The 23368-nt window shown below is 72.1% G+C and carries 26 protein-coding genes and 1 tRNA gene; 14 read left to right on the top strand and 13 right to left on the bottom strand.

Annotated elements, in window-relative coordinates:
* Window positions 1-49 precede the first annotated feature (49 nt).
* A complete protein-coding gene (locus KZQ38_RS03005) occupies window positions 50-1318 on the bottom strand; it encodes a D-alanyl-D-alanine carboxypeptidase family protein (protein ID WP_219438105.1) in 1269 nt (422 codons plus the stop codon).
* A gap of 61 nt (window positions 1319-1379) precedes the next feature.
* Here KZQ38_RS03005 and KZQ38_RS03000 point away from each other — a divergent pair, with 61 nt between their 5' ends.
* Together KZQ38_RS03000 and KZQ38_RS02995 are read left to right on the top strand one after the other, a co-directional pair.
* Window positions 1380-1607, top strand: coding sequence for an SCO4848 family membrane protein (locus KZQ38_RS03000; RefSeq protein ID WP_219438103.1), 228 nt, complete (start codon window positions 1380-1382; stop codon window positions 1605-1607).
* Between the two features lie 27 nt (window positions 1608-1634).
* Window positions 1635-1982: a hypothetical protein gene (locus KZQ38_RS02995; protein ID WP_219438101.1), complete on the top strand. Its 348-nt coding sequence runs from the start codon at window positions 1635-1637 to the stop codon at window positions 1980-1982.
* 4 nt (window positions 1983-1986) lie between these two features.
* Here KZQ38_RS02995 and yhjD read toward each other — a convergent pair whose 3' ends face one another.
* From yhjD to KZQ38_RS02950, 9 genes are all read right to left on the bottom strand, one after another.
* The gene (gene yhjD / locus KZQ38_RS02990) at window positions 1987-2985 is read right to left on the bottom strand and encodes an inner membrane protein YhjD (RefSeq protein ID WP_219438099.1); all 999 of its coding nucleotides are present in this window, start codon (window positions 2983-2985) and stop codon (window positions 1987-1989) included.
* Between the two features lie 48 nt (window positions 2986-3033).
* Window positions 3034-4011: a tryptophan--tRNA ligase gene (gene trpS, locus KZQ38_RS02985; RefSeq protein ID WP_372452213.1), complete on the bottom strand. Its 978-nt coding sequence runs from the start codon at window positions 4009-4011 to the stop codon at window positions 3034-3036.
* A gap of 407 nt (window positions 4012-4418) precedes the next feature.
* Entirely contained in the window at window positions 4419-4721 is a 303-nt protein-coding gene (locus KZQ38_RS02980) for a hypothetical protein (RefSeq protein ID WP_219438097.1), read from the bottom strand.
* A gap of 161 nt (window positions 4722-4882) precedes the next feature.
* Window positions 4883-7402 carry a bifunctional FO biosynthesis protein CofGH gene (locus tag KZQ38_RS02975; RefSeq protein WP_219438095.1) on the bottom strand — a complete coding sequence of 840 codons (2520 nt, stop codon included), beginning with the start codon at window positions 7400-7402 and terminating at the stop codon, window positions 4883-4885.
* A gap of 226 nt (window positions 7403-7628) precedes the next feature.
* The gene (locus KZQ38_RS02970) at window positions 7629-8432 is read right to left on the bottom strand and encodes an exodeoxyribonuclease III (RefSeq protein ID WP_219438093.1); all 804 of its coding nucleotides are present in this window, start codon (window positions 8430-8432) and stop codon (window positions 7629-7631) included.
* Between the two features lie 11 nt (window positions 8433-8443).
* A complete protein-coding gene (locus KZQ38_RS02965) occupies window positions 8444-8665 on the bottom strand; it encodes a hypothetical protein (RefSeq protein ID WP_219438091.1) in 222 nt (73 codons plus the stop codon).
* 7 nt (window positions 8666-8672) lie between these two features.
* Window positions 8673-9989: a cytochrome P450 gene (locus KZQ38_RS02960; RefSeq protein ID WP_219438089.1), complete on the bottom strand. Its 1317-nt coding sequence runs from the start codon at window positions 9987-9989 to the stop codon at window positions 8673-8675.
* A gap of 80 nt (window positions 9990-10069) precedes the next feature.
* Window positions 10070-10384: an SH3 domain-containing protein gene (locus KZQ38_RS02955; RefSeq protein ID WP_219438087.1), complete on the bottom strand. Its 315-nt coding sequence runs from the start codon at window positions 10382-10384 to the stop codon at window positions 10070-10072.
* A 198-nt stretch (window positions 10385-10582) separates the two neighbouring features.
* Window positions 10583-11803, bottom strand: coding sequence for an NADP-dependent isocitrate dehydrogenase (locus KZQ38_RS02950; protein ID WP_219438085.1), 1221 nt, complete (start codon window positions 11801-11803; stop codon window positions 10583-10585).
* Between the two features lie 139 nt (window positions 11804-11942).
* On the opposite strand from KZQ38_RS02950, the gene KZQ38_RS02945 reads away from it, so the two are divergent.
* The gene (locus tag KZQ38_RS02945; RefSeq protein ID WP_219438083.1) at window positions 11943-12749 is read left to right on the top strand and encodes a metal-dependent hydrolase; all 807 of its coding nucleotides are present in this window, start codon (window positions 11943-11945) and stop codon (window positions 12747-12749) included.
* 96 nt (window positions 12750-12845) lie between these two features.
* Entirely contained in the window at window positions 12846-13322 is a 477-nt protein-coding gene (locus KZQ38_RS02940) for a hypothetical protein (RefSeq protein ID WP_219438081.1), read from the top strand.
* Here KZQ38_RS02940 and KZQ38_RS02935 read toward each other — a convergent pair.
* Both KZQ38_RS02935 and KZQ38_RS02930 read right to left on the bottom strand, forming a co-directional pair.
* Complete coding sequence (locus KZQ38_RS02935; RefSeq protein WP_219438079.1) at window positions 13319-13576, bottom strand: metallothionein; 258 nt, start codon at window positions 13574-13576, stop codon at window positions 13319-13321. The genes KZQ38_RS02940 and KZQ38_RS02935 overlap by 4 nt on opposite strands.
* 40 nt (window positions 13577-13616) lie before the next feature.
* A tRNA-OTHER gene (locus tag KZQ38_RS02930) sits at window positions 13617-13690 on the bottom strand.
* A gap of 83 nt (window positions 13691-13773) precedes the next feature.
* On the opposite strand from KZQ38_RS02930, the gene KZQ38_RS02925 reads away from it, so the two are divergent.
* The 5 genes from KZQ38_RS02925 (at window position 13774) to KZQ38_RS02905 (ending at window position 18820) form a co-directional block, all read left to right on the top strand.
* Window positions 13774-14874 (top strand): J domain-containing protein, encoded by a 1101-nt coding sequence (locus tag KZQ38_RS02925; protein WP_219438078.1) that lies wholly within the window; start codon window positions 13774-13776, stop codon window positions 14872-14874.
* 65 nt (window positions 14875-14939) lie between these two features.
* Window positions 14940-15569, top strand: a complete 630-nt coding sequence (locus tag KZQ38_RS02920) for a TetR/AcrR family transcriptional regulator (protein WP_219438077.1) — start codon at window positions 14940-14942, stop codon at window positions 15567-15569.
* Window positions 15570-15603: 34 nt separating this feature from the next.
* On the top strand, window positions 15604-16713 hold the full coding sequence (locus tag KZQ38_RS02915) for an FAD-dependent oxidoreductase (RefSeq protein ID WP_219438075.1): 1110 nt from the start codon (window positions 15604-15606) through the stop codon (window positions 16711-16713).
* A 34-nt stretch (window positions 16714-16747) separates the two neighbouring features.
* The gene (locus KZQ38_RS02910) at window positions 16748-17326 is read left to right on the top strand and encodes an HhH-GPD-type base excision DNA repair protein (protein ID WP_219438073.1); all 579 of its coding nucleotides are present in this window, start codon (window positions 16748-16750) and stop codon (window positions 17324-17326) included.
* 39 nt (window positions 17327-17365) lie between these two features.
* Window positions 17366-18820 carry a serine/threonine-protein kinase gene (locus KZQ38_RS02905; protein ID WP_219438070.1) on the top strand — a complete coding sequence of 485 codons (1455 nt, stop codon included), beginning with the start codon at window positions 17366-17368 and terminating at the stop codon, window positions 18818-18820.
* On the opposite strand, the gene KZQ38_RS02900 is transcribed toward KZQ38_RS02905, so the two are convergent.
* Window positions 18754-19950 (bottom strand): MFS transporter, encoded by a 1197-nt coding sequence (locus KZQ38_RS02900; RefSeq protein ID WP_219438068.1) that lies wholly within the window; start codon window positions 19948-19950, stop codon window positions 18754-18756. The genes KZQ38_RS02905 and KZQ38_RS02900 overlap by 67 nt on opposite strands.
* 79 nt (window positions 19951-20029) lie before the next feature.
* On the opposite strand from KZQ38_RS02900, the gene KZQ38_RS02895 reads away from it, so the two are divergent.
* The 5 genes from KZQ38_RS02895 to KZQ38_RS02875 are packed head-to-tail and all read left to right on the top strand — an operon-like array spanning window position 20030 to window position 23355.
* Entirely contained in the window at window positions 20030-20341 is a 312-nt protein-coding gene (locus KZQ38_RS02895) for an ArsR/SmtB family transcription factor (RefSeq protein WP_219438066.1), read from the top strand.
* Window positions 20342-20394: 53 nt separating this feature from the next.
* Entirely contained in the window at window positions 20395-21171 is a 777-nt protein-coding gene (locus KZQ38_RS02890; RefSeq protein ID WP_219438064.1) for an ABC transporter permease, read from the top strand.
* Window positions 21164-21961, top strand: a complete 798-nt coding sequence (locus KZQ38_RS02885) for an ABC transporter permease (protein WP_219438062.1) — start codon at window positions 21164-21166, stop codon at window positions 21959-21961. The genes KZQ38_RS02890 and KZQ38_RS02885 overlap by 8 nt, the downstream gene beginning before the upstream one ends.
* Entirely contained in the window at window positions 21958-22914 is a 957-nt protein-coding gene (locus tag KZQ38_RS02880; protein ID WP_219438060.1) for an ABC transporter ATP-binding protein, read from the top strand. The genes KZQ38_RS02885 and KZQ38_RS02880 overlap by 4 nt, the downstream gene beginning before the upstream one ends.
* A 42-nt stretch (window positions 22915-22956) precedes the next feature.
* Window positions 22957-23355, top strand: coding sequence for a bacteriophage spanin2 family protein (locus KZQ38_RS02875; RefSeq protein WP_219438058.1), 399 nt, complete (start codon window positions 22957-22959; stop codon window positions 23353-23355).
* The last annotated feature ends 13 nt before the right edge of the window (window positions 23356-23368 follow it).

The following is a 23368-nucleotide window of genomic DNA, read 5'->3' as shown; positions in this document are numbered from 1 at the left end:
GGAAGGGGCGGGAGCCGGTCGGCTCCCGCCCCTTCCGCGTTGCTACAGGTCAGTTCCGCTGCTGCGCGGCGGCCCGCGCGGCACGGGCGGCCTTCGCCCGGCGGTTGCGCAGGTACAGGAAGAACGCCAGCACGAGACCGAGGCCGGCGGCACCCGTGATGGGTCCGCCGACGTTGCCGAAAGCCTTCTCCATCGCGGAGTTCCCGCTGTCGCGTGCCGCGACCTGGCCGACGTCGGCGCTGGTGGGCGTGGGCTCGGCGGTCCTCTTCTTGGCCTGCGGCGCGCCGTCCACGAGGCGGCCGACGGGGTCGCCGGCGGGCAGCTCGAACCCGTAGTCGAGCAGTTGCGCGGCCTGGTCGACCATGCGGACCGGCGCCTGCTGACCACGCAGCAGCACCACGACCAGGCGGCGGCCGTTGCGCTCGGCGCCGCCGACGTAGGTGTTCTGGGCGTCGTCGGTGAAACCGGACCGACCGCCGAGCGAGCCCTCGTAGGTGGACAGCATCTCGTTGTCGTTGACCACCGGCACCGTGCCGGTGCCGCTGGGCGCGGGGAAGTCGATGCGCTTGGTGACGATGGCCTTGGCGAAGTCCGGGTACTTCATCGCGGCGCGGAAGATCAACGCCACGTCGTAGGCGGACGTGCTGGTGCCGGGCGCGTCCAGGCCGGACGGCGTGATGGCGCGGGTGTCCAGCGCGCCGAGTTCGGCGGCCAGCGCGTTCATCTTGCGGATGGCGCTGGGCAGACCGCCGAGGCGGCGCGCCAGGGCGTGCGCCACGTCGTTGCCCGACTTCATCAGCAGCGCCTGGAGCAGCTGCTCCACCGTGTACTCCGCGCCGACCCGCAGGCCGATGCACGAGCACTCCTGGTCGGTGTCCTCGGCGTTGGCGGCGACCATGGCGCCCGGCGGGAGTTCCTTCGCGACGACCATGGCGAGCAGCACCTTCATCACCGACGCGGGCCGCTGGCGGCCGTGCGGGTTGTAGCCCGCCAGCACCTCGCCCGAGTCCATGTCGGCGAGCAGCCAGCCCTGCGCGGTGATGTTGTCCGGCAGCTTCTGGGCGTTCGCGGGCAGCACCAGCCCGCACTCGCCGAGCCGTTCTCCACCGATCGGGTTGTCCGGCACCGGTAGCGGTGACGGTGGTTTCGCCCCGGGGGGCACCTGTTCGGAGGTGTCCACCGCGGGCGGTGGTGACACCCTGTTGTCACACGAGGCGGGCTGCGCGTGCGCGGCCGAGGCGCCGAACACTGCGGTCGCCATCAGCAGGATGGCGGCCAGCGCCAGGGCGGCGGGTCGTCGGAACGCGGTGGAACGCACCTGCCCAGGCTATCCACCCCGGTTGAGTGATGTGCACCCGCCACGTCCGATACTGGCATCCGTGAAGCTCTCCCGTGCCATGTCCGCGTTCCTGACGGCCTTCGGGGTGTGGTCCTGGGTGATCTGGCCGACCTTCCTCCGCAACATCTGGAAGGACCCCCGTTCGTGGGACGCCGGACCGACCGCGTTCTTCACCGTGCACTTGGCGCTCGTCGTCGCGTCCCTCACCTTCGGGACGATCATCGGCGTGCTGGGCGTCCGCGGTTTGCTCGCAAGCCGCCGCAAGTAACCACCACACCCCTTTGGAGGCTCCGCCGTGGAGTTCGTGCGCCTGCTGCTGGTGTTCCTGCACCTGCTCGGCATGGGAATGCTCGTCGCCATGTTCTTCGTCCAGAACCGGGTGGCGAAGGAGGGCCCGCTCAACAAGGGCTGGCTGCACGGTTCGGCGCTGCAACTGCTGACCGGCGTGGCGCTGGTCGGGCTCGCACCGCTCACCGACAAGGACTACAACCACATCAAGATCGGTGTGAAGCTGCTGGTCGTGGTGCTCATCGCGGCCCTGGTCGCGGTGAACCTGAACAAGCAGAAGGTCGCGTCGTGGCTCACGCCCGCCCTGGCCGGGCTGGTGGTGCTGAACGTCGGCGTGGCCGTGTTCTGGACCTGAGCCGTCACCTGCGCCGGAACAGCGCGCCCAGCAGCACGCCCACGCCGACCAGACCGGCGGCGGTGCGGGGGCTGGGCGCGCGGCGCACCTGCACGACCGGCCGGATCACGGCGGGCGGCGGCGGCAGCGGCGGGTCCTTGAGCACGTTCTCCCGCGCGGTCGCCGTCCAGGCCGTGATGAACAGCAGGAACTGCGCCACCAGGTTCGCGAACACCAGCACACCGATGATCGGGCCGAACGCCGCGCCGGCGGGCGACGACGTCACCATCGACAGGTAGATCGTCCCGACCTGCTTGAGCAGCTCGAAGCCGACGGCGGCGGCGGCCGCGCCGCGGATCGCGCTGCGCCAGCCGACGGGTTTGCGCGGCAGCTTCGCCAGCACCCACAGGAACACCAGCCAGTTCGCCGCCAGCGCCAGCACGATGGTGCCCGCCTTGAGCATGGCCTCCGCCCACCACACGCCGTCCAGGCCGACGAACTCCAGCACCAGGTGGGCGAACCCGCTGCCCGCCGCGGTCAGGCCGAACGACACCACCAGCGCCACGCCGAGGCTGATCAACGCCACCAGGTCCTTCAGGGCCGTCTTGAGGAACGGCAGGTCCTCCTTGGCGTGGCCCCACTGGGCGGTCAGCGCGTCCCGCAGGTTGCTCATCCAGCCCAGGCCCGAGTAGGCCGCGCCGAGCAGGCCGAACACGCCGACCGTGCCCTTGGACGTGATGGCCTGGTTGACGACGTTGTTGATGGTCTCGCCGAGCGAACCGGGCACCGCCTCCGCGATGCCGCCCTTCAGCTCGTCCAGCAGACCGGGTTGCGACGACAGCACGAAACCGGCGACCGCGAACCCGATCATCAGCATCGGGACCAGCGACAACACGCTGAAGTACGTGACGGCCGCCGCGTAGTGCGCGCCGTACGACTCGCTGTAGCGCTGTGCGGCGCGGAGCAGGTGGTCGAGCCACGGGTGCTCACGGCGCAGCCTGTCGAGCTTGGACTCTTCCGCCACGGTAGAACGTTAAGCCGCCGGTTGATCACCCGCATCCCGAACGGGCGATCACCCCGCGAGGAAACCGATCCGGTCGTAGGCGCGCGCGAGCGTCCGCGACGCCACCTCCCGCGCCCGCTCCGCGCCACGCGCCAGCACCTTGTCCAGCTCGGGCAGGTCGGACAGGTACTCGCGGACCCGCGCCTGCACCGGCGTCGCGAACTCGGTGAAGACCTCGCCGAGGTCCTTCTTCAGGTCGCCGTAGCCCTTGCCCTCGTAAGCCGCGACCAGGTCGTCGACCGTGCGACCGGTGAGCGCGGAGTAGATGACCAGCAGGTTGCTCACGCCGGCCTTGTGCTCCGGGTCGTAGGTGATCTCGCGGCCGGTGTCGGTCACCGCCGAGCGGATCTTCTTCGCGCCGCGCTTCGGGTCGTCCAGCAGCTCGACCACGCCGGTCGGCACCGACTTGCTCATCTTCGACGTCGGGTCCTGGAGGTCGTAGATCTTGGCGGTGTCCTTGACGATGTACGCCTCGGGCAGCCGGAACGTCTTGCCGTAACGCGCGTTGAACCGCTGCGCGAGGTCGCGGGTCAGCTCCAGGTGCTGCCGCTGGTCCTCGCCGACCGGCACGTGGTGCGCCTGGTACAGCAGGATGTCCGCCGCCTGGAGGATCGGGTAGGTGAACAGGCCCACCCCGACCTGGGTCTCCTGGCGGGCCGACTTGTCCTTGAACTGCGTCATCCGGCTCGCCTCGCCGAAACCGGTGATGCACTGGAGGACCCAGGCGAGCTGGGCGTGCTCCGGGACGTGGCTCTGCACGAACAGCGTGGCGTGGTCGGGGTCGATGCCGAGCGCGAGCAGCTGGGCCACCGAGACGCGGGTGTTCTGGCGCAACGTCTTCGGGTCCTGCTCGACGGTGATCGCGTGCAGGTCGACGACGCAGTAGAAGGCGTCGTGGGTCTCCTGGAGCGCCACCCACTGGCGCAGCGCGCCGAGGTAGTTGCCGAGGTGGAACGAGCCGGCCGTCGGCTGGATGCCGGACAGCACCCGGGGACGGCTCGGGGGCGCGTTCACTGCGGTGTTCTCGGGAGCGACGTTCTCAACAGCCACCCCCAGATCCTCCCAGGTCGGCCGGCGGCGGTGGGAGCGGGTGGGGGATCTCCGCGCGGGGCCGCCGCTTTCCGGGCGAACCGGGCGCGGGTCGCGTCGGGTGGGGTCCGGCGGCGACCCGATCGGGCTCGGGTCCCGCGTGGTGCTGGTGAAGCCCGGGTCCGGCTCGGGCAGGGCGTTCGGCAGGCTCGCGGCTCGGCGCGGGTGGAGCGCGGGCACCGGGGGCGGGCTCTTGCGGCGGGCTGCTCGGGCGGATCGCGCACGGGTTCCGCGGCGCCGTCGCGGCCACCCGCAGGCGGGCTGATCACGGCCCAACGCGGGTTTCGCGGCGTCGTGCGGTGGTATCAGGCGCGGGTGGGGGCCGGCTGGGTCGTGGTCGGCGGCGCGGGGAGGGTGACCGCGGGCTGGGCCGCGGCCGCCGGGGTCTCCGGCTCGCTCTTCGCCCGCACGACCGCGGCGCGGCGGCGGCGGACCAGGCCGGCCACCAGGCCGACCACGCCGACCGCCACGGCGGCGACGCCGACCGGCGTGTTGACCGACGACGCGCCGAGGGCGGCCGTGCTGGTGCCCGCCATGGCGACACCCGCCGTGACCAGGGGCGACACCACGCCCACGACCACACCCAGTGCTGCACTGCGACCGCGCACTGCCGCGCCTCCTCACCACCACCGCGTCACCGCTGCGGGTGAACCCTGTTGACGGATGGCCGCGAACCTACCGAAGCTGTTGGGCTCCGGGGTGGAGATCGGGCTGAAACGCGACCGGCGGCAGACTAGCCGCGACCGCTCCCCCACCGCTCCCCGGGGGGCTACCTCACCACGTCGATTCGGCCATACGTCGTAGTGCGCTGCCGGGCCGGCCGACCGGCGAGGGCGGCCGTGTCGTGCAGTTGCCGGACGGTCCGCGCCGACCCGTGCTCCGAGCCCGCCATGCGGCTGATGGTCTCCTCCATCAGCGTCCCGCCGAGGTCGTTGGCACCGCCCCGCAGCACCTCGGCGGTGCCCTCGTCGCCGAGCTTCACCCACGAGCACTGGACGTGGTCGATCCGCCCGTGCAACGCGAGCCGGGCGAACGCGTGCACGGCCCGGTTGTCCCGCCTGGTCGGTCCGGGCCGGGCGACGCCCGCCAGGTAGATGGGCGCGTTGCGGTGCACGAACGGCAGCCCGACGAACTCGGTCAGCCCGCCGGTGCGGTCCTGGAGCGCGGCCAGCGCGCGGAAGTGCCCGAGCCAGTGGCCGGGGTGGTCGACGTGGCCGTACATCATCGTGGACGACGACCGGATGCCCACCTCGTGCGCCGTGGCCACCACCTCCAGCCACGTGGCGGCGGGCAGCTTGCCCTTGGTGAGCACCCAGCGGACGTCGTCGTCGAGGATCTCGGCGGCCGTGCCGGGGATGGTGTCGAGCCCGGCCTCCTTCAGGTCGGTCAGCCACTCGCGGACGCTCACGCCCGCCTTGGCCGCCGCGCTGACGATCTCCATCGGGCTGAACGCGTGGACGTGCATCCCGGGCACGCGTGCCTTGATGGCCCGGACCACGTCCGCGTAGTAGGTCACCGGCAGCTTCGGGTCGATGCCGCCCTGCATGCAGACCTCGGTGGCGCCCGCGTCCCACGCCTCCCGCGCCCGGTCGGCGACCTCGTCGATGCCGAGCCGGAACGCGTCGGCGTCCCGCTCCCGCTGCGCGAACGCGCAGAACCGGCAGCCGACGTAGCAGACGTTGGAGAAGTTGATGTTCCGGTTCACCACGTAGGTGACGTCGTCGCCCACGACGTCGCGGCGCAGGTCGTCGGCGAGGCGGGCCATCGTCTCCAGCGCCTCGCCGTCGGCGGTCAGCAGCGCCATCGCGGCCCCGGTGTCGTCCAGCAGCCGCGCCGGGTCGTCGGCGGCCAGCCGGAGGGCGCGTGCGGTGTCCTCGGGCAGCCGCGGCACGGCCTTGGGCACGGTCAGGGACGACCAGTCGCCGTAGACGGAGTCGAAGTCGCCGCGCCGGTCGCCGGTGCGGCCCTCGGTGTCGATGGCGGTGTGCAGGTCGGCGCGGCCGTAGGTGTCGAGGCCGCCGTCGGGTTCCTGCCACTCGCGGCCGACGACCGGCGCGTCCGGCTCGGCCAGGCCGTCCTCGCGGGCCAGCGCGCGGACGTGCTCGGTGAGCCGCGCGTCGATCCACTGGCCGGGCGTGGAGCGCACGTACCGCGGGTAGACGGCAAGGCGCTCCCGCAACGCGTAACCCGCCGCGGCGGTGTGCTCGGCGAGCACGTCGACCTGCGGCCACGGCCGTTCCGGGTTGACGTGGTCGGGGGTCACCGGCGACACGCCGCCCCAGTCGTCGACGCCCGCGCGCAGCATCAGGCTGAACTCGTCGCCGACCAGGTTCGGCGGCGCCTGCACGCTGGTGGACGACGGCATCACCAGCCGGGCCACGGCGATCGTCGCGGCCAGCTCGTGCAGGTCCGCGTCGGGCATACCGCGCATCGCGGTGTCCGGCTTGGCCCGGAAGTTCTGGATGATCACTTCCTGGACGTGCCCGTACTGGCGCGCGATGCCGCGCATGGCGAGCAGCGACTCGGCGCGCTCGGTGACGGTCTCGCCGATGCCGATCAGCACGCCCGTGGTGAACGGGACGTTCACCCGGCCCGCGTCGGTGAGCACCCGCAGCCGGACCGCGGGCTCCTTGTCGGGGCTCCCGTAGTGCGGGCCGCCCTTCTCGCTCCACAGCCGCTCGGCGGTGGTCTCCAGCATCATGCCCATGCTGGCGGCGACCGGCCGCAGCCGCTGCAACTCCTCCCAGCTCAGCACACCGGGGTTGAGGTGCGGGAGCAGCCCGGTCTCCTCCAGCACGGCGATCGCGCTGGCCCGCACGTAGTCCAGGGTGGACGAGTAGCCGCGCGCCTCCAGCCACTCGCGGGCCTGCGGCCACCGCTCCTCCGGCCGGTCCCCCAGCGTGAACAACGCTTCCTTGCAGCCCTGCGCGGCGGCCCGGCGCGCGATCTCCAGCACCTCGTCGCGCTCCAGGAACGCGGCGGGCAGCTTGTGCGGCACGGTCGCGAACGTGCAGTAGTGGCAGCGGTCGCGGCACAGGCGGGTCAGCGGGATGAAGGCGTTGCGGCTGTACGTGACGACACCCGGACGGCCCTCGGCGAGCAGGTGCGCGTCACGCACCCGGCCCGCCGCGTCCAGCAGGGCGTCCAAGTCGTCGCCGCGGGCGTGCAGCAGCACGGACGCCTCGGTCACGTCCAGCACGGCACCGTCGGCGGCCCGGCGCAGCGCACGACGCATCGCCGCCGCGCTCGGGTGGGACTCGGGCGGGGTGATCGAGATGTCCACGGCCACCTCAACGACACTAGGCGGCCAAAATTCCACTCCCGCGCCAGGAGTGAGATGAGGCACTATCAGGTGCGGGGGTGCTCCCTCATGGGGTTTCGCGCGGCCTCGATCAGGCCGTCACCCGGGCCGGCCCGGTGTCGCGATCCGCCACACGGCACAACTCCTCGCCCCTCGGGCCGCTTGGCCGCGATGACCTCGAGCACGGACGCAGCTTCCGGTCACGACCCCGGTTTCAGGTCCCCGGCCGGTCGAAGGTCACGGTGACCGGCGCGTGGTCGGACCACCGCTCGGCGTAAGTGGCCGCCCGCTCGACCACCGCGCTGGTCGCCGCGGCGGCCAGGCCCTCCGTCGCCACGACGTAATCGATCCGCCAACCGGAGTCGTTGTCGAACGCCCGGCCCCGGTACGACCACCACGTGTACGGCCCCGCGACGTCCGGGTGCCGGGCGCGCACCACGTCCACGTACCCGGACTCGAACACGCTCGACAGCCACTCCCGCTCGTACGGCAGGAAGCCCGACGACTTCAGGTTCGCCTTCCACGCCTTGAGGTCCGCCTCGCGGTGCGCGATGTTCCAGTCACCGCACACCACGACCTCCCGCCCGTCGGCCGCCGCCTTCTCGCGCAGCTCGACCAGGTACGGCAGGAACCCGGCCATGAACCGGTCCTTCTCGTCCTGCCGCGGCGTGCCCACGTCACCGCTCGGCACGTACACGCTGGCCACCACGACGTCGGCCAGCTCGACCTCCACGTACCGCCCGGACCGCTCGAACTCGGGCACCCCGAAACCGGTCCGCACGGCCACCGGCTCCTCCCGCGTCAGCACGGCCACGCCGTTGCGCCCCTTGACCTCGGCGTGCGCGTGCGCCACGTGCCACCCCTCGGGCGACCGCGCCGCGACCGGCAGCTGGTCGGGCTCGGCCCGCACCTCCTGGAGGCACACGACGTCGGCCGAGGTGGCCGCCAGCCACTCCAGGTAGCCCTTCTTGGCAGCGGCGCGGAGGCCGTTCACGTTGACGGTCGACACGGTGAGCACGGCCGGTCAGCCTAATCGCGCGGGGCGGGCGCCCAGCCGTCCGGGTAACGCGCGCCGCAGCCCGTGCAGGTCGCCACGAGCCCGAGCTGCCACACCAACGGGCTGCTGCCGCCGGGTGACGGGACCCCGCGCAGCTCGTGCCCGCCCATCTCGGAGCGCAACCCCGGCCACTCGGGCGTGCACGCGCACACCGTCACCGAACCACGCCGCGAGGACCGCCACCTCAGGAACACCCACCCATCACACCACCGCCGGCACCCGGCGCGCGTACCGGACCCGGCACGGCGAGTCCGGCCACTTGGTGCGCATACCCGGCACCGGGCGCGGCCCGGGGTCGAGCAGCTCGAAGTCGTACCGCGCCAGCAGCCGGGCGAGCACCACCTTCATCTCCAGGTACGCGAAGTGCACGCCGGTGCAGCGGTGCAGGCCGCCGCCGAAACCGATCAGCGACTGGCGCTCCCGCCTGCCCTCCCGCCCCTCCTCGTACCGGTCCGGCCAGTAGTCGTCGGGCCGCGCGTGCTCCGCGGGGTGCCGGTGCGTCACGGACGGCGCGGCGAGCACCATCGTGCCCGCCGGCACGACGTGACCCCCGATCTCGAACGCCTCCTCCGCCTGGCGGGCGAGGACGTGCGCCACGGGGTGCAGGCGTTCCGTCTCGTGCAGGCAGTCGTCCAGGTGCGCCAACCGCCGCACGCCCGCCAGGTCGAGGTCGCCGGTCTCGGCGCGGACCCGCTCGACGTGCTCCGGGTGGCCGAGCAGGTCGACCAGCGCCCACGCGATGTGCCCGGTGGTGGTCTCGTGCCCCGCCCACGTGAACAGCAGGATCATGTTGACCAGCACGTGGTCCGGCACGGGCGTGCCGTCCCGGTACGCGGCCCCGGCGAGGGTCTGGAGGAAGTCCGGCGGCGACACCGGGTGCTCGCGGCGCTCCCGGAGCATCCCGCCGAGCGCGGCGCGCAGCCGGTCGCGCGCCCGGTTGCTGCGCACCACGGACGGCAGCGGCAGCCACGGTGGCGCGGCGGGGTTCATGCCGCCGGAGAAGCGGCGGAACTCGGCGAAGAAGTCGCGGTCCATGCGCGCGCCGAAGTCCGGCCCGAGGAAGCAGCGCGCCGCGATCCGCATGACCAGCGGACCCAGCTCGGCGGTGAGGTCGAACTCGCCCGCGTCGCCCAACCGCTCCTCGAACGCCGCGGTCTCGGCGAGCATGGTGCTCACGTACCCGTCGAGGTGCACGCCCTGGAAGCGCGGCACCACGATCTCGCGCTGCCGCTGGTACTCCGCCATGTCCGCGAAGAAGTAGAACTCACGCGAGAACATGCGCTCGAAGAACGGGTACGCGGTGCGGATCGACAGCTTGTGGTCCGTCTCGCGGAAGAAGAACCGGCTGTGCTCGGCGCCGAGCAGGACGACGACCCGCCGGCCCGGCAGGCGCAGCGAGAACACGTCCCCGACCTCCCGCCGGCCGCGGGAGATCAGCTCGACCGGGGTGCGGATGAACTCGACCAGGTGGCCCAGCGCGGGCAGCGCGCCGGAGACCTGCGGAGGCAATCGGCTCATCGCCCCAACGTGGCACCGCGTCCCGCCGACGGGAACCGCCCGCCGAGCGACCCCCGCCGCGCGCGAGAGCTAATCCCCGGTCACCCGCAGTTGCTGCCGGAGGTGGGCTTCACGAAGTCGTTGTTCACCCAGCGGCCGTCGGACAGCAACCGGAACCCGTTCTCCACGGTCCGCTCCGCCTTGACCACGGAGTCCCGCGGCACGGTCGACACGATGGGCTGGGTGTCCGCGGGCCCCGACCGGACGTTGAGGATGTCGGCCACCACGGTCATCTCGCACCCGGCGGGCGCGGCGGCGTCCGACCCCATCGGCTTGCCGCCGTTGGCCACCCACATCACCCCGGCCGCGCCCAGCACGCCGATGACGATCAGCGCGCGCGTAGGGATACCGAACATCGTCCCGCCTCCCGATCGCACTCCCTGAACTGCACATATAGCGCGCGGGTGGACCGGGCGGCACGTCCGCGGACCGATTCCACCCGCCAGGGGAACCGAACGGGTTACCCGGCAGCCGGCGGCTACGCGGGCCGGGAACGCCGCAGGGGACCGCCCGTGAGCGGTCCCCTGCGCCGGTGGTGCGTGCGTGCGGTCGGCTCAGCCGGCCATCCGCTTCTGGAGGTTCTCGTCCAGCGTCCCGAGGAAGTCCTCGGTGGTCAGCCACTCCTGGTCGGGACCGACCAGCAGCGCCAGGTCCTTGGTCATCCGACCGCTCTCGACGGTCTCGATGATGACCTTCTCCAGGGTCTCGGCGAAGCCGGTGACCTCGGGGGTGCCGTCGAGCTTGCCGCGGTGCTTGAGGCCGCCGGTCCACGCGTAGATCGAGGCGATCGGGTTGGTGGAGGTCGGCTTGCCCGCCTGGTGCTGGCGGAAGTGGCGGGTCACGGTGCCGTGCGCCGCCTCGGCCTCGACGGTCTTGCCGTCCGGCGTCATCAGCACGGAGGTCATCAGGCCCAGCGAGCCGAAGCCCTGCGCCACCGTGTCGGACTGGACGTCGCCGTCGTAGTTCTTGCAGGCCCAGACGTAGCCGCCCTCCCACTTGAGCGCCGCGGCGACCATGTCGTCGATCAGGCGGTGCTCGTAGGTGAGGCCGGCGGCGTCGAACTGCGCCTTGAACTCGGTGTCGAACACGTGCTGGAAGATGTCCTTGAAGGCGCCGTCGTACGCCTTGAGGATCGTGTTCTTCGTCGACATGTACACCGGGTAGTTGCGCTGCAACCCGTACGCGAAGGACGCGCGCGCGAAGTCCTCGATGGACTTGTTGAAGTTGTACATGCCGAGCGCCACGCCGCCGTCGGGGCCGTAGTTGGCCACGACGTGCTGGATCGGCTCGGAGCCGTCCTCCGGCGTGAAGGTGATGGTCAGCTCACCCGCGCCGGGCACCTTGAAGTTGGTGGCCTTGTACTGGTCGCCGTGGGCGTGGCGGCCGATGATGATCGGCTTCGTCCAGCCCGGCACCAGCCGCGGGATGTTGGAGATGATGATCGGCTCGCGGAACACCACGCCGCCGAGGATGTTGCGGATCGTGCCGTTCGGCGAGACCCACATCTTCTTCAGGCCGAACTCCTCCACCCGCGCCTCGTCCGGCGTGATGGTGGCGCACTTGACGCCCACGCCGTGCTGCTTGATGGCGTGCGCGGCGTCGATCGTCACCTGGTCGTCGGTCGCGTCCCGGTGCTCGATGCCCAGGTCGTAATACGCGAGGTTGACGTCCAGGTACGGGTGGATCAGCTTGTCCTTGATGAACTGCCAGATGATCCTGGTCATCTCGTCGCCGTCGAGTTCGACGACGGTCCCCTGAACCTTGATCTTGCCCATACTCAGGGCGCTCCTCTCGCTACAGTGCAAGCAAGACAAGCGTACTGCTATGTCCGGCCGGCAGTGCGCCCACCCGGCTTGAATGGGAACGGGGTCACAATGCCTTAGCCTCCACTGACGATCTTGGGGAGGGGGCGCCATGTCGACCGGACCGACGCACGCCATGAGCGGGTTGCTGGCCTGGGCCGCGGTGACCGCGCTGGCGGAGGATCACCCGATCGGTCAGCTCACGCCGCAGAGCTGGGCGGTCGGCGCGGTGCTGGCCACGGGCGCGGCGCTGCTGCCGGACCTGGACCACCCGTCGTCCACCATCTCGCGCACCTTCGGGCCGGTCAGCCAGGGCGCGTCGGCGTTGATCAACACCATCAGCGGTTTCCTCTACCGCACGACCCGCACGCGCCGGGACTCCAAGCGCGACGGCGGCCACCGGGGCTTCACCCACACGCTGGTGTTCGCGTTGATCTCGGCCGTCATCACCACCGCCATCGTGCAGCAGTCCCAGAAGTGGGCGTTGCCCGCGTTGATGTTCGTGTTCGCGGGCCTGGCCGTGCGGGGGATCATGAACGACTGGTCGCCCAAGAAGGACGCGTTGCTCATCACCGTCGTGTCCGGTGTGGTCACCGTGGCGTGCGTGGCGTGGACGTCGCAGACGGCGGCCAGTGCGGCGGCGTGCGGCATCGCGGTCGGCGTGGGGTGCGTGGCGCACTTCCTGGGTGACGCGATCACCGAGCAGGGGTGCCCGATCCTGTGGCCGATCCCGTTGGGCGGCAAGACGTGGTTCCCCGTCGCGCCGCCGAAGGTCATGCGGATGCAGACCGGCGGGACCGTCGAGATGGCGATCGTCGGACCGCTGATCACGATCCTGTCCGTCTGGCTGTCGGCCGCGGCGCTCCAGCGGACCGGCGCGCTGCCGTTCCTGGGCGGGTTCGACCTGCTGCCCATCTAGATTTCGGGAACCCGCCATTCGCAGGCTACCCGGACCTCACCCGATCGGACTAGCCTCGCCGGGAACCGCGACCCGTGCGGCCGGAGGGACCTCGCGATGACAACCTGGCTCGGGCTCGACGCGGGGCACGCAGACCCGCGTGCCGCGGACAGCACGGCGCTGGCCCTGCACGAGTCCCTGTTGTTCCACGCCCAGGTGGTGTGCGTGCACGCGGTGGACGACCACCACGCCATGTCGTTCCGGCTGGCCGAGGACCCGTCGGAGAACGTCGTGGCCACGCTGGTCGAACGCGGCTACGGCGTGGCCGTGCACCACGCGGCCCGGCAACGGCTCGCCGGACCCGACGACCTCACCGCCGGCGCGCTCAGGGCAGCGCTCGCGCACCGCGATCGCGTGGAGGGCAGGGCGTTGCGGTTCCCCGGGCAGCGCGCGCTGCGCGGCCGGTACGGCGTGTCCGACATCCTCGCGTTCAGCGCGATCGAGGAGGTCCTGCCGCACGGCGTGCAGAGCGTCGACGCGCGTGGCGACCTGCAACCGCGGTTCCACAACGGGAAGCTCGTGCTCAACGTCTAGCCGGGGTGGGCGCCGACCGTGTCGCGGATCTGGCCGCCCAGGTGCTCCGCGCTGCGCGCGCAGTGGGCGCAGCAGAAGAACCGGCCCTCGACCTCGACGCCGTGGCCCAGGATCCGGCAGTCGCAGTGCTCGCAGCGGGGCGCCAGGCGCTGGATCGCGCACTCGAAGCTGTCGAAGGTGTGCACGTTGCCGCCGACCGTGCGCACCTCGAACGCCATCCAGTAGTCGTTGCCGCAGACATCGCAAGTGGCCATGCGCGCAGCGTGCGACCGAACCCCGCGCCCTGCAACTCGGCGGACCAGGCCGGATTCGAACCGGCGTACTCCCGCCCCGCGGGGTGGGCGCGTCAACCACTGCGCTACAGGTCCAGGGGCACAACCCTATCCACCACCACGCCCCGGAAGACAGTGCCGAACAGAGGCGTCCGGCCGGCCCCGCTAAGGTCTGCCGGGTGCGCGGGGTCGACTACTACGAACTCCTCGGGGTGGGCCGCGACGCGTCCACGGCGGAGATCAAGTCCGCATACCGGTCGTTGGCGAAGGTGATGCACCCGGACGCGGGCGGTTCGTCGGTGACGTTCCGGATGCTCCAGGAGGCTTACGACACGCTCCGCGACCCGACGCGGCGCCGTGACTACGACCGCGGGTGGTCGTTCACCCGTCCGCACAGCCGGGCCACGTCGACCCGCCCGCCCCGCGCCGGCCGGGCCGGGCGGCCCCGGGACTTCGGCGACGACCCGGACTTCGTGCCCCCGAAGCCGGACCTCGGCGACGTGCCGTGGTGGCCGCTCGTGGACGTCGGTCAGCGCGTGCGCTACGTGCCCGTGGCGGGCCCCGGCCACGCGCCTGCTTTGGCCGCTGTGTGCGGGTGGTTCTTCCTGCTGCTGCCCGTGCTGGTGGTGGACTTCTCGCCGTTGACGCTGACCCTGTGGCTGGTCGTCGTGGCCGCCGCGGCGGTCGTGGCGTTCCGCCTGGTGCGGCGTTACCTGAGGGCCGTGCGGGAGGACCGGCGGTTCGCCGCCGAGGTGGACGCGCGCGTCGTGCACGGGACGGTCGACGACCGGGTGTGCGAGGGGCTGACCGCCGACCTGATGTCGCGTTACCTGACGAGGTTGCCCGGCGCCCGCCTGTTCCACGGCCTGGCGTGGCCGGAGTCGGTGTTCGCCGACGTGGACCACGCCGTGCTGTGCGGGCGGCGGCTGGTGCTGGTCGAGTCGAAGTCGTGGCTGCCCGGCCACTACGCGGCCGAGGAGGACGGCACCCTGTGGCGCAACGGCCACCCGTTCCGGGGAGGCGCCACCCGCCTGCCGCGCAGCCTGGCGCTGTACCGGAAACTGCTGCCGTGGCTCGACATCCGGGCCGCGCTGGTGATCTACCCGAGCCGCGCGGGTGACGTCACGGCGGACCCCGCGGCCGACACCGTCGTGCCGCCGATGACGCCGGCCCAGTTCGTCGAGGAGGTGGGCGACTGGCTGGCCGAGGACCCGGCCACCGTCGACCGCGAGGCGTACCGCCTGCTGCTGCGTCACGTCGTGCCGGTGACCCGGGCCTGAGCCACCGGAACGTTGGGTCCGACAAAACTTTGGCGGAACCAAAAGTTTTCCGCTACGGTGGGGTCATGGCGCGAGAAGGCGGGCTGCGGGAGCGGAAGAAGGCGTTGACGCGTCAGCACATCGCCGATGCCGCCGCGCGGTTGTTCGCCATCCGCGGCTTCGACGAGGTCTCGATCGCCGACGTCGCCTACGCCGCCGAGGTGTCCGACCAGACCGTCTACAACTACTTCCCGACCAAGCTGGACCTCGTGCTCGACCGCGCGGACGAGATGCGGGAGAAGTACGTGCGAGCCATCACGGAACGGCCGGACGGCACCACCCCGGCCGAAGCCCTGCGTGTCGTGGCGCGGGAGGACGTCGAACGGATACGGCAGGTCGGCGCGGACGAGGCGCGTGGTGCGTTCCCGGCGTTGTGCGCGGGCAGCCCGACCATCCGGCGTGCCGCCCTGGAGATGCGTGACCGGGACACCGACGCGGTCGCCACCGCGATCGCCGAGACCTGCCCCGCCGTGCACCCCGCGGTGGCCCGTGCGCACGCCGCCGCGCTTGTGTCGGTGTTCCAGCTGATAGTCGACCGCAGCGGTCAAGGCGTCCTGGACGGGACGTCGCCCGAGGTCGTGGCGGACGAGCTGGCGGCCGTGGTCGAGATCGTCTTCGACGACGCCGACCGGCACTTCCGGCACGCGCACTCCTAGCCCGCGCCTCCGAAAACGAACCGGAGGATCCACCATGTCCACAGCCACACCCCCGCCGGTGACGATCATCGGCGCGGGCCTGGGCGGCCTCGTGCTGGCCCGCGTCCTGCACGTCCACGGCATCCCGGCCGAGGTCCACGAGGCGGAACCCTCGCCGACCGCCCGCGACCAAGGCGGGATGCTCGACATCCACGACTACAACGGCCAACTCGCCCTCCGCGCCGCCGGTCTCGTGGACGGTTTCCGCGCCCTCGTGCTGGAGGGCCGCCAGGCCATGCGCGTTCTCGACCCCGATGGGACCGTCGTGTTCGAGCAGCCCGACGACGGCACCGGCGGACGTCCCGAGGTGCAGCGCGCCGACCTGCGGCGGCTGCTGCTGGAATCGCTGCCCGCCGACACCGTCCGCTGGGGCCGCAAGGCGACCGGCGCCCGTGCCCTCGGTGCCGGCCGGCACGAGGTGACCTTCGCGGACGGCACCACCACCGTGACGCGCCTGCTCGTCGGCGCGGACGGCGCGTGGTCACGCGTCCGGCCACTGCTGTCCGCCGCGACGCCCGAGTACACCGGCACGTCGTTCGTGGAGACCTACCTGTTCGACGCCGACACCCGGCACCCGGCCGCCGCGGCGGCGGTCGGCGGCGGCTCGTTGATCGCCGCCGGACCGGGCGGCGAGATCCACGCCCACCGGGAGAGCGGCGACACCCTGCACACGTACGTGGTGCTCCCCCGGCCGCGGGAGTGGTTCGACTTCACCGACCCCGCCGAGGCGACGGCGCGGGTCGCGCGCGAGTTCGCCGGTTGGGCGCCCGAACTCACCGCGCTGATCACGGACGGCGACACGCCACCCGTGGTGCGCCCGCACCACGCCCTGCCGACCGGCCTGCGGTGGGACCGCGTGCCCGGGGTGACCCTGGTCGGCGACGCCGCTCACCTGATGGCCCCGAACGGCGAAGGCGCGAACCTGGCCATGCTGGACGGCGCCGAACTCGGGCAGGCGCTCGCCACTCGTGACGTCGAGACCGCGCTCGCCGAGTACGAACAGGCGATGACCGCCCGCAGCGCGGCCGTCGCCGCCGAGGCGGAGGCCGTGAAAGGCATGACCTTCCAGGACATGCTCGACCACTTCACCGGCCTGGCGTCCTGACGCGGGCCGGGCGCGGCCGTGCGATGCTTCCGCCATGAGCCCGAAGCTGTGCCTCGCGCAGGACGTCGAAGCCGACGAACTGCTGTCCAGGAGCCCGCTCGCCCTGTTGTTCGGGATGCTGCTCGACCAGCAGATCCCGATGGAGAAGGCGTTCAAGGGGCCGCGGGACATCGCTCAGCGGATGGGTGGGTTGGACGTGCACCGGGTCGCCGAGGCGAGCGAGGAGGACTTCGCCGCCGTCATGTCCGAGGTGCCCGCCATCCACCGGTTCCCGGGGTCGATGGGCAAGCGGTTGCAGACGTTGGCGCGGTACCTGATCGAGCACTACGACGGCGATCCCGAGGCGATCTGGACGCGGGGTGAACCGGACGGCAGGACCGTCCTCAAGCGGCTCAAGGAGTTGCCCGGGTACGGGGACCAGAAGGCGCGGATCTTCCTCGCGCTGCTCGGCAAGCAGCTCGGGGTTCAGCCTGAGGGGTGGCGTGATGCCGCCGGGGCGTACGGCGACGAGGGGTCACGGCGCAGCGTGGCCGACGTCGTGGACGAGAAGACGTTGGGCGAGGTCCGCGACTTCAAGAAGGCGGCCAAGGCCGCCGCCAAGAGCGCCGGGTAGCCGCGCTTCGGTGTCGGTGGGCCGGGTTACAGTCCCCGCGTGCAGCTGCCTGGGTTGGCCGACCTGACACCACTGGGGCAGGGCGGGTTCGCCACCGTCTACCGAGCCCGTCAGGTCCAGTTGGGGCGGGATGTCGCGGTGAAGATCGACAACCGCGTCCTGCAGACCGAGCGGGACCGGCGGAGGTTCTTGCGGGAGGCCCAGGCTGCCGCCCGGTTGTCCGGGCACCCGCACGTCGTGTCCGTGCACGACGCCGCCTTCACGCCGCAGGGCACGCCCTACCTCGTCATGGAGCTGTGCACGGGCGGGTCGCTGGCCGAGCTGATCCGGCGGGACGGGCCGCTGCCCGCGGCGCGGGTGCGGGAGATCGGGGTCCGGCTCGCGGACGCCCTCGCGGTCGCCCACGCCGAAGGGGTGCTGCACCGCGACATCAAGCCCGGCAACATCCTGCTCGACCGGTACGGCACGGCCAAGCTCGCCGACTTCGGGCTCGCCGCCCTGCTGGACGCGGAGGGCGGCTCGACCGTCACGCGGGACGCGTTGAGCCCCGGCTACGCGCCGCCCGAGGCGTTCGCGATGGCCCAACCGACGCCCGCCGCCGACGTCTACTCCCTGGCCGCCACGCTGTACGACCTCCTGGCCGGCAAGCCGCCCCGACCCGTGCCCTGGCCGATCGACTCGTTCGACCACCTCGGCGAGGTGCTGCGCTCGCCCGTGCCGGTCGTCCCGGGCGTGCCGCCGGACCTGCACGAGACGCTGGTCCGGGCGCTCAACCCGGACACCGCCTACCGGACGCGTTCCGCCGCCCAGCTCCGGGACGAGCTGGCGGGCGCCCCCGCACCCGATCGCGGACCCGTGCCGCTGTTCCCCCTGGCCGAACAGGGCACCACCGGGCCACCGCACCCGTACCAGCCGGTCCCGGTGTCCGGGACGCTCGGCCGGCCCAAGCGCAAGCCGTGGGCGGTGGTGGTCGGAGCCGCCGTGCTGGCCGTCGCGGTGGCGGTCGGGACCTGGACGTGGATCAACGGCAACGCGGGCGCCCGAGGCGGGGCGTCGCAGAACAGCGCCGCCCGGGACGCGGGGCGGCAACCGGACAACACCGCCGACACCGCGCCGCCCCGGCTGAAAGCCTGCGCCACGGGGTTCTGCGTCGACGAGCCGACCTGCTACCACGGCATCACGTCGATCGGCGGCCGGGCGTCGGCGGCCCGGCGGGCCGGGGACTGCGCCACCCCGCACTACTGGGAGGCGTTCGCCGGCGGGTGGCTGTCGGGCTCGATCCCGCAGGTCGACAGCGACGAGCTGCTCCAGGCCCCCGAGGTGAAGGACGTCTGCACGGCCGAGGCGATGAAGGCCAACACCCGCCCCACCGTGGACACCTCGACCTGGGAGATCACCGCCGTGGCGTTCGCGGACGGTGATCGGAACTACTTCCACTGCTTCGCCAGGGACTCCACGGGCGGCGAGGTGACGACCAGCGCCTTCGGCCCCTGACCGGGCCGCAGGAACAGCAGCAGCACCAGCGCGACCACGGCCAGCAACGACGCGATGGGCGCGAGCGGCAGGAGGCCGACCCAGCTGATGACCACGCCGCCGACCACGCCGGACAACCCGATGCCCAGGTAGATGGCGGACGCGTTGAGCGACAGCAGCAGACCGCTGTTGGCGGGCGCCAGCTCGATCAGCCACGACTGGATCGGCGGGTTGGTCGACCAGGCCAGCGCGCCCCACAGGAACAACGCGGTCGCCGCGCCCACGACGGTGGTCGCGACCAGCGGCAGGGTGGCCATGACGACCGTGAAGCAGCTGAAGACGACCAGCAGCAGGCGTCGCGTGTCGTAGCGGTCCGAGAGGCGGCCACCGGCCCAGTTGCCGACCGCGCAGCCGACGCCGTAGGCGACCAGCAGCACGCTGATCACCACCCCCTCCACGTGGGTGGTCTCGCCGAGCAGCGGCGCGATGTAGTTGAACACCGAGAACACCGCCAGGCAGGTCAGGACGGTCAACGCCAGCGCGGACACCACGCGCCGGTCGGCGGCGGGCGCGAAGCGCTCGCGCAGGCTCACCGCGGGCGGCGCGTCGACGCGCGGCAGGCCGAGCCGCACGGCCACCGCGGCCAGCGCGGTGACGGCGGCGATGAGCCCGAACACGCCCCGGTAGCCGAGGGGTTCGCCGAGCAGGTTCCCCGCCGGCACGCCGAACACCAGCGAGAACGTCAGGCCGCCGAACACCAGGGCGACGGCGCGGCCCCGGTGGTCGGGCGGGCTGAGGACGGTGGCGACCAGGACCGCGCCCGGCGTGTAGACGGCCGCGCCGAGGGCGCTCACCACGCGGGCGACGACCAGCAGCGGGTAGTCGGGCGCGAGGGCGGCGAGCAGGTTGCCGGCGGCGGACACCGCGAGCGCCACGACGAGGAGCCTGCGCCGCTCCCACCGGCCGGCCAGGGCGGCGAACAACGGTGACGCCACGGCGTAGGCGATGGCGAACGCGGTGAGCAACTGGCCTGCGACGGCGTGCGAAACGTCCAGCTCCCGGCTCACGGCGGGCAGGACGCCGGAGACGATGTACCCGCTGGTGCCGACGGCGAACGCCCCGGCCGTGAGCAGGTAGGTGCGGGCAGACATGTGTCGGTTCCCTAGGTCGAGTGACAGTTTGATCAAAACCGTACTACGAGGATCTTCGAACTTCGATGCCTCTCGTAGGATGGGCGTCATGCACACCCTCCCCCACCCGGAACGCGACGAGATACGCATCGCGGCCGTGCTGCACGCGCTCGCGGACCCGGTGCGGCTGCGCATCGTGCGCGAGCTGGCCCGCGCCGACGGCGTCTCGTGCGGGTCGATGGGCCTGGGCGTCAGCCCGTCCACGCTGACCCACCACGTGCGCACCCTGCGCGAGGCGGGCGTGGTGCGCGTCCAGCCGCGCGGCACGTCGCGGATCAGCAGCCTGCGCCGGGAGGACCTGGACGCCCTCTACCCGGGCCTGCTGGACGGCGTGCTGGCCGCACCGCGATAACCGGGGAACACCGACCGGAAAACCGGTTGCGCTCATTCCTAGGGTAGTGAGACGTGCGCTCTTACGCGCAGCTCGCGCTCGCCGGATTCCGCCGTTACTCCACCTATCGACAAGCGATGTTCGCCGGCCTGGCCGCGAACGTCATGTTCGGCCTGCTCCGGACCTCCGTGCTGCTCGCGGTGGTCGGCGCGGCGCCGAAGGAGGGCTACGACGTGCCCTCCGCCGTGGCCTACGTCTGGCTCGGGCAGGGCATCCTGGCGTTCGTCGTGCTCTGGGGCGACACGACGCTCGCCCAGCGCGTCCGCAGCGGCGACGTCGTGGTCGACCTGTACCGGCCGTGGCACCTCCAGGCGGCGCTGCTCGCCGAGGACGTCGGCCGCGCCGGTTACTCGGTCCTCGTCCGGTTCCTGCCGCCGGTCGCGATCGGTGGGCTGCTATTCCCCTTCCGGGGAGCCGGTCCCGGCACCTGGGCGTTGTTCGCGCTGAGCGCCGTGCTCGGGCTGCTGGTGAGCTTCGGCATCCGGTTCCTGTTGAACACCACCGCTTTCTGGCTGCTGGACAACCGCGGCGTGCTCGGCCTGTACGCGGTCGCCTCGACCCTCCTGTGCGGTCTGGCGCTGCCCATCCCGTTCTTCCCGGGGTGGGCGCGGGACCTGTTGTGGGCCACGCCGTTCCCCGCCCTCGTCCAGGGCCCGATCGACGTCTACCTGGAGCACGGTCCGCAGTGGACGGTGCTGCTGCACCAGGCGTGCTGGGCCGCGGTGCTGCTGACCGCGGGCCACTTCGTGCTCCGGCGTGCCGTGCGCAAGGTCGTGGTGCAGGGTGGGTGAGCCGGTCTACCGGCGGCTGGTCGGCGCGCGGCTGCGCGGCCAGACCGCGTACCGGGTGTCGTTCGCGCTGGACTGCCTCGCGCAGGCCATCGCGCAGGGCGTCGAACTCGCGGTGATCTCCGTGTTGTTCCGGCAGGTCGACGCGCTGGGCGGGTTCTCCGTGTCCGAGGTCGTCCTGATGTACGCCATCGCGTCCATCTCGTTCGGCATCGCGGACATGGCGGCGGGTCAGCTCAACGAGCTGCCGGACTACATCCGCACCGGCAAGTTCGACGTGCTCTTGTTGCGCCCCTTGGGAACGCTGCCCCAGATCATGGTGTCCGACGTCCGCCTGCACCGGGCCGGGAAGATCCTCACCGGCCTCCTCGCACTGGCGTACGCGTTGGCGCGCAACGACATCGCGTGGTCCCCGTGGACGGTGCTGCTGGTCGTCGTCGCGCCGCTCGCGGGCGCGGTGATCTTCTCGTCGGTGTGGGTCGTGGCGAGCGCGGTGTGCTTCTGGTTGGTCGAGGGGCAGCAGTTGACCAGCACCGTGACCTACGGCGGCAACGCGTTCGCCTCCTACCCGATCAACATCTACCCGGGTCTGCTGCGCCGGTTCATGGCGTTCGTGGTGCCCGGCGCGTTCGTCGCCTACTACCCCGCGCTCGCCCTGCTCGGCCGGGACGACCCGCTGGGCGGGCCCGCCCTGCTGGGCTGGGTCTCCCCGCTCGTCGCACTCGCCGCCGCCGGGGTGGCCGGGCTGGTGTGGCGGTTCGCCGTTCGCCACTACCGAGGGACCGGGTCATGATCGAAGTGCGCGACCTGCGCCGCGAGTTCACCGTCACCACCAAGACGGGCCGGTTCCGGCGCAGCCGGCGCACCGTCCGCGCCGTCGACGCGGTGAGCTTCGACGTCGCCGCCGGCGAGGCCGTCGGGTACGTCGGGCGCAACGGGGCCGGGAAGTCCACCACCATCAAGATCCTCACCGGCATCCTGGTGCCCACCTCGGGCCGCGTCCGCGTGTCGGGCGTCGACCCGGCCCGCTCCCGCCGGGAGCTGGCGCGGCGGATCGGCGTGGTGTTCGGGCAGCGCAGCCAGCTGTGGTGGGACCTGCCGCTGCGGGACAGCTTCGACCTGCTGCGCGCGATCTACCGGGTGCCCGCCGAGGACCACCGGCGGCGGCTCGCGGAGTGCGTCGAGCTGTTGGAGCTGGCCGATTTCCTGGACACGCCGGTCCGGCAGCTCTCGCTGGGGCAGCGGATGCGCGGCGAGGTGACCGCCGCCCTCCTGCACGGGCCGGAGCTGCTGGTGCTGGACGAGCCGACCATCGGCCTGGACCTGGAGTCCAAGGAACGGCTGCGCGAGTTCCTGGCCGACCTCAACGCGCGGCGCGGCACCACGTTGCTGCTCACCACCCACGACCTGGACGACATCGAGCGGTTGTGCCCGCGCCTGCTGGTGATCGACCGCGGCGCGGTGCTCGCCGACGGACCGCTGGAGGAGCTGCGGGAGCGGGTGGCGCCGGACCGCGTGCTGGTGGTGGACCTGGAGCGCCCCGCCGGGCCGCTGGACGACCTGCCGGGCGTGCGGTCGGTGCGCTCCGAGCTGGGCGGGTTGCGACTGCACCTCACGTTCCGCCGCGCGGAAACCACGGCGGCGGCGTTGATCGCGGCGGTCGCGGCCCGTGCCGACGTGCACGACCTCGTGCTGGAGGAACCCGATATCGACGATGTGGTGCGCCGGTTGTACGCGCGTCGGTAGAGTCGGGCGAAACGGGCACCAACCGAGACAACAGGAGCACCCATGCGCGCAGGCCGTCCGGTTGCCACCATCCTGCTCGCGCTCGGCCTCGTCGGCGCGGTCTCCGGTTGCGAGGCCGTGCAGGAGGCGTCCAACGCCGCCAACCAGGCCAGTCAGGGCATCGACAAGGCCAAGCTCTGCGTGGACGCCCTCGCGCTGGCCGGTTTCACCCCCAGCGCGGCGGACCCCCAGAAGGCCGTGGACGAGACCAAGGCCAAGGCGGAGGAGCTGAGCAAGCTCGCCGAGAAGGCGGGTGACACCACGTTGCGCGACGCCATCACCGGCGTGTCGGACTCCATGTCCAAGGTGACGCTGAGCGACCTCGACCCGACCAAGTTCGCCGACTGGACGCAGCAGAAGCTCGACCAGGTGGCCAAGCTCAGCGCCGCCTGCGGCGGCTGACCGGCGCACGCCG

This window comes from Saccharothrix obliqua (assembly GCF_019375475.1).
Classification (GTDB): Bacteria; Actinomycetota; Actinomycetes; order Mycobacteriales; family Pseudonocardiaceae; genus Actinosynnema; species Actinosynnema obliqua.
The sequence above is the reverse complement of the archived record's forward strand: the minus strand, read 5'-3'. Positions and strand labels throughout refer to the sequence as shown.